The following is a 5,034-nucleotide window of genomic DNA, read 5'->3' as shown; positions in this document are numbered from 1 at the left end:
GCCCGGGGCCGAAGTAGGCGGGGAACCAACGGCCGTAGAGGCGGGCGAGCGGGGATCCGTAGGTGAGCAGAGCGACCTGACGACGGGCGGACGGCGGCAGTTGCCAGACGGCCGCCGCGGCGAGCACGCTGCCCTGGGAGTGGCCGGAGATGACCAGGCGGCCGCCGGTGCGGCCGGTCCAGCCGGCCATCCGCCAGGTCAGGTCGGGGACGGCCCGCTCGGCGTAGCAGGGCGGGGCGAAGGGGTGGGCGGCGCGCGGCCAGAAAGTGCCGACGTCCCACAGGATCCCTATGGTCCGGCGGGCGGCGGGGTCGCGGTAGGCGCGACGGCCCCAGGCGACGAAGGCGGCGATGCCCAGGCCGATGAGCCAGGATCCGGCGTCCTGGGCGGTGCGGGCGGCGGCTTCCAGCACCGGCAGGGTCCCACGGGCCGCCTCGCCCGGGACCTTTCCGCTGGACCAGGCCCCGGCCAGCGCGCCCGCACCGAGTACCAGGGTGATCCCGGAGACGGCCGCCACGAACCAGGGCGCGGAGTCGGTGAGCGCGGCCGCCGTGCGCGCTCCGGCGATCCGGCGGCTGCGGGCCGGGTCCGGGGTCTCCCCCGGGTACTCGGCGGCCACGGTGGCGGCGAGCCGGCCCCGCGCGCGGGCCCCGCGCACCGCGAACCAGGCCGCGAGCAGGGCCAGTACGAGGAGCAGCGGGGGCAGCACGGCGGCCTGCCAGGACAGCAGCACGGGCGGCCCGGGCAGCGGGGCGCCGGGCATCCCGGGCGTGGCTCCCCCGTCCAGCCAGTCGGCGACGCGCTGGGCGACCCCGCCGGACATCACCCCGCCGAGCGCGCAGCCGAGCATGGCGACGGCGGGCCCGCCGAGGCCGCGCAGGGCGGCGGCCGGGTCGGGGGCCCTGCGGTGCAGGTACCGGGCGACGGCGGCCAGGGCGAGCACGCAGAGCCCCTGACCCAGCATCAGCACACCGAAGGCCAGGTCTCCGGGGAGCCGTCCGGTGGCGGTCCAGCCGGGGCGCGACCAGCAGGCGTGGACGAGGACGGCGGCGAGCAGGGCGAGGGCGGCGCCGGGCAGCAAGGTGGTGGCGGCCCGGTCGAGCCGGTGGTCGGCCCGGTCCTCGGTGCGGCCCCGTCGGCAGACGACCCAGGCCACGGTGACGGCCCCGGCGGCGAGCAGGACCTGCGTGGCCGAGCCGAGGGCGGCGAGGACGGGGGCGCCGGCCCGGCGGTCGTGGCGGGCGGTCGGCACGGAGACGGCCACCGCCACGGTGAGCAGCCCGGCGGCGGTGTGCGCGGCGCGCAGCCGGGCCACGAGCCGGCGGCCGTACCAGAACCCCGGGCGCCCGAGCGCGGGCACGGGATCCGACGCGGTGTCCGGGTCGGCGGTGCCGGCCGGCGGGGGCTGCGACTCGTAGGCGCTCCAGGTGCGGTTCGACAGGTACCAGAGCAGCCCGGTCAACGCGGCGGGGACCAGGGCTCCGAGGGCGAGGCGCCGCCCGGGCTGGGCCCACCAGCCGCCGCCGGGCGCGAGGAATCCCAGCCAGGAGCGGAACCGGGAGCCGGCACAGGTCCCGGAGCCCGCGCACTGCCAGGCGAGGAGGTCGAGCGCGACCTCGCAGGCGGCGGCGATCAGCAGCACGGTCAGGCTGAGCGCGAGGATCCGTACGAGGACCCCGTACGTGCGCACGGCGCGCGGCGCGGGGTCGGCGGCGGACGTGGCCGGCCGGGCCCAGTGGGCGAGGTTGGCCACCATGAAGGGCAGGAGCAGCAGCCACAGGGCGCGGGCGCCGTTGCCTGAGGTGAGCCGGGACCAGCAGTAGGCCTCGGCGACGGGACGCCCGGCGTACCGCTCGGGGTGGGCCTCGGCGTCGGCGTCCTCGGTGCGGCGGAAGACGGCGGCGGTGGAGTCGCCGGTGACCCGGACCGTGCGGGGGTCGCCGAGCAGCTCGCCGGGGGTGGCACCGGCGACTCCGTGGACCAGGAGTTCGAGGGCGAGGGGGGTGTCGGGAGGGGCGCCGGGCGTGGTGCCGGGCTGGGCGTTGGGAGGGGAGCTGTCGGGCTGGGGGCGGTCGGGCACAGCGGCCTCCGCTCGCGGGGCGGGATCGGCGCGGTTCCAGCATCCCGCGCGGCGGCGCCGCCGCCCAGGCCCCGCGCGGGAATCGACGGAGATCGACGGAGATGGCCGCCATTCGATCAGGACCGGCGCAGATCGGTCAGGAACCGGCGCAGCTCCGCCCGAGACCGGAGGGCGGTCGGATGGCGACCGGAGGAGGACCGGAGGAGGACCGGAGGAGGACCGGAGGAAGCAGAGGGAAATCGGCGGGAATCGGAGCGATGTCGGCGGGAATCGAAGCGAGATCAGAAGGAGATCGGGGGAGATCGCTACGGACTTCTCGGGGGCGCGGGGCTATGGTGACGCGCACGCTCGCCCAGATCCTCACCCAGGGGGTACCGCCATGGCTCGCCGACTCCGCCCGGTCGGGCTGGACTTCATCGAGGACGCGCCGGTACGGCTGGTGTTCGCCGCCGACACCGTGGCACCGCCCGAGGCCGTGTACCAGGCGCTCGCCGTGGAAGTGGAGGGCTGGGCCGACTGGTTCGGGGCGGTGACGCTGGCCCGCTCCACGCACGGGGGCGCGGGTCGCGAGGTCAGGCTGGTGGGCGGGGTGCGCTTCCAGGAGACCGTCATGGCCGCCGATCCCGAGCGGCGTTACGCCTACCGTGTCGACACCACCAACGCCCTCGGCGTGCGGGCCCTGCTGGAGGAATGGCGACTGACCCCGGCCGGTACCGGGACGCACGTCCGCTGGACCTTCGCGGCGGACGGGCCGACCCCGTTCCGTCTCGGCCTGGCCGCCGCCCGTCCGGGCCTGGGCCACTCGTTCCGCGCGGCGGTCCGCGCCCTGGACCGGCGGCTCACCGCTCGGCGCGGGGCGGATCAGTAGCCGCGGCCGCCGTCGTGCCGCACCCGGGGTGCACCTGCGTGCACCGTCACCAGTCGCTGCATCACCTCGATGCCGATGCCGGTTTCGCCGCAGCCGCGCGGGCCCGGGAGCGTCCGTCACCGCGACACCCCGCCGGCGCCGCCGTGAGCGAGCCCGCCGCACCGGCGCGACGTCAGGCGGTGGGCTCGCTCCAGACCCCGGCCGTCAGCAGCGTGTCGATGGTCTTCGCGTAGGGGGCGATGTCGAGCCGCTGCGCCGCCAGCCACTCGTCGGAGTAGTACTTGTCCAGGTAGCGGTCGCCCGGGTCGCACAGCAGGGTGACGACGCTGCCCGTGCGGCCCTCGGCCACCATCTCCGAGATGATTTTCAGGGCGCTCCACAGACCGGTGCCGGTCGAGCCGCCCGCCTTGCGCCCTATGGCCGTCTCCAGCGCCCGGCAGGCGGCGACGCTCGCCGCGTCCGGGACCTTCATCATCCGGTCGATGGCCCCCGGCACGAAGCTCGGCTCCATCCGCGGCCGGCCGATGCCCTCGATGCGGGAGCCGCAATCGCTGCTCGCGTCCGGGTCGTTGCGGGTCCATCCGTCGAAGAAGCAGGAGTTCTCCGGGTCCGGGACGCAGATGCGGGTGTCGTGCTGCATGTAGTGCACGTAGCGCGCGATGGTCGCCGAGGTGCCGCCGGTGCCGGCGGTCGCCACGATCCAGGCGGGCTCGGGGTACCGCTCCAAGCGCAGCTGCTGGTACATCGATTCGGCGATGTTGTTGTTGCCGCGCCAGTCCGTGGCCCGCTCCGCGTACGTGAACTGGTCCATGTAGTGCCCGCCCGTCCGGGCGGCGAGCTCGGCCGACTCCTCGTACATCTTCATCGAGTCGTCCACGAAGTGGCATGCGCCGCCGTGGAATTCGATGAGGCGGCACTTCTCCGGGCTGGTCGTGCGCGGCATGACGGCGATGAAGGGGACACCGATCAGCTTGGCGAAGTACGCCTCGGATACGGCGGTGGAGCCGGACGAGGCCTCGATGACCGGGCGGCCGGGGCGGATCCAGCCGTTGCAGAGCGCGTACAGGAACAGTGAGCGCGCGAGGCGGTGCTTGAGGGAGCCCGTCGGGTGCGTGGACTCGTCCTTGAGATAGAGGTCGATGCCCCACGCCTCGGGCAGCGGGAAGCGCAGCAGGTGGGTGTCGGCAGAGCGGTTGGCATCGGCCTGGACCTTGCGGACGGCCTCCTTCAGCCAGGCCCGGTAGTCCGCGTCGCTGCGATCGACATCGATGGTCGTGGCAGTCGTACCGGTGTTACCGGTGGTTCTGGTAGTGCCGATGGTGCTCATGTGCCGCGCTCCTTCATGGGTGGACCTCGCCCCCGTTCTTCGCAATGTACCTCTCCTACCTGCACAAACGTTCGCTTTGGGGATCCATGCGAATCCCTTTCGGTCGCGTTCGGTTGCACTGCGCGGAACCGTGGGTGACCCTGGTGGAGCATTACCGAGGGTGCAGCACCCGTAACACTCATGTCGGGGAGTCGCAGCCGTGATCAGTCATTCCCGCAGGCACTGCGTCGTCGAACTGCAGGCCTTGCCGTCGCGGATCGGCCAAATCCGCAGAATCGTTTCTGCACAATTGCGCCACTGGGATCTGGATCCGCTCATAGACCGGGCTGCGCTCGGCGTGACGGAACTGCTCAGCAACGTCCACCGCCACGCGCAGCCGGACAAGACCTGCACCGTGGAGATCGAACTCCGGCTCGGGCGACTCACGGTCTCGGTCATCGACAGCGATCCACGACTGCCGGTCGTCCACGAGACGCGGGCCGAGGCGCTGGAGACCTGCGGACGCGGACTCGCCCTGGTGGAGGCGCTCAGCGAGGCCTGGGGGGCGCGCGAGCGGCCCGACGGCCCCGGAAAGGCGGTGTGGTTCTCGCTCACGGCGGCCCCGGCCCCGGCGGCGCGTGTGCGGCCGGTCCCGATCAAGGCCACGCCCGTACGAGAACCCGCGCGCGCGGTGCTCCTGGCCGCAGATCCGGGAGCCGTCGCGACAAGCCTGCCGGCCGCATCGCCGGTCGCATCGCCGGTCGGCGCCCGCCCCGGGTG

Annotated in this window: 4 protein-coding genes; 2 read left to right on the top strand and 2 right to left on the bottom strand. The window is 74.2% G+C overall.

The features are described from left to right. On the bottom strand, positions 1-2,080 hold a 2,080-nt coding region (locus ACWGIU_RS29505; protein ID WP_453710853.1), incomplete at its 3' end, for a hypothetical protein. A gap of 379 nt (positions 2,081-2,459) precedes the next feature. On the opposite strand from ACWGIU_RS29505, the gene ACWGIU_RS29500 reads away from it, so the two are divergent. Beyond that, complete coding sequence (locus ACWGIU_RS29500) at positions 2,460-2,948, top strand: SRPBCC family protein (RefSeq protein WP_453710851.1); 489 nt, start codon at positions 2,460-2,462, stop codon at positions 2,946-2,948. Between the two features lie 172 nt (positions 2,949-3,120). Here the strand turns inward: ACWGIU_RS29500 and ACWGIU_RS29495 are convergent, their stop codons facing one another. Next, the gene (locus ACWGIU_RS29495; protein WP_453710849.1) at positions 3,121-4,275 is read right to left on the bottom strand and encodes a PLP-dependent cysteine synthase family protein; all 1,155 of its coding nucleotides are present in this window, start codon (positions 4,273-4,275) and stop codon (positions 3,121-3,123) included. A 199-nt stretch (positions 4,276-4,474) separates the two neighbouring features. On the opposite strand from ACWGIU_RS29495, the gene ACWGIU_RS29490 reads away from it, so the two are divergent. Beyond that, the coding region (locus ACWGIU_RS29490) for an ATP-binding protein (RefSeq protein ID WP_453710847.1) at positions 4,475-5,034 on the top strand (560 nt) is incomplete at its 3' end.

It is taken from the genome of Streptomyces sp. NPDC054840, assembly GCF_053611065.1.
Note: the sequence above shows the minus strand (reverse complement) of the source record. Positions and strands in the feature narration are given on the sequence as shown.

What these genes read in the sequence shown, in the direction of transcription:
- ACWGIU_RS29500 (WP_453710851.1), top strand. Translation starts at nt 2,460, where the DNA reads ATGGCTCGCCGACTCCGCCCGGTCGGGCTGGACTTCATCGAGGACGCG.
- ACWGIU_RS29495 (WP_453710849.1), bottom strand. Translation starts at nt 4,275, where the DNA reads ATGAGCACCATCGGCACTACCAGAACCACCGGTAACACCGGTACGACT.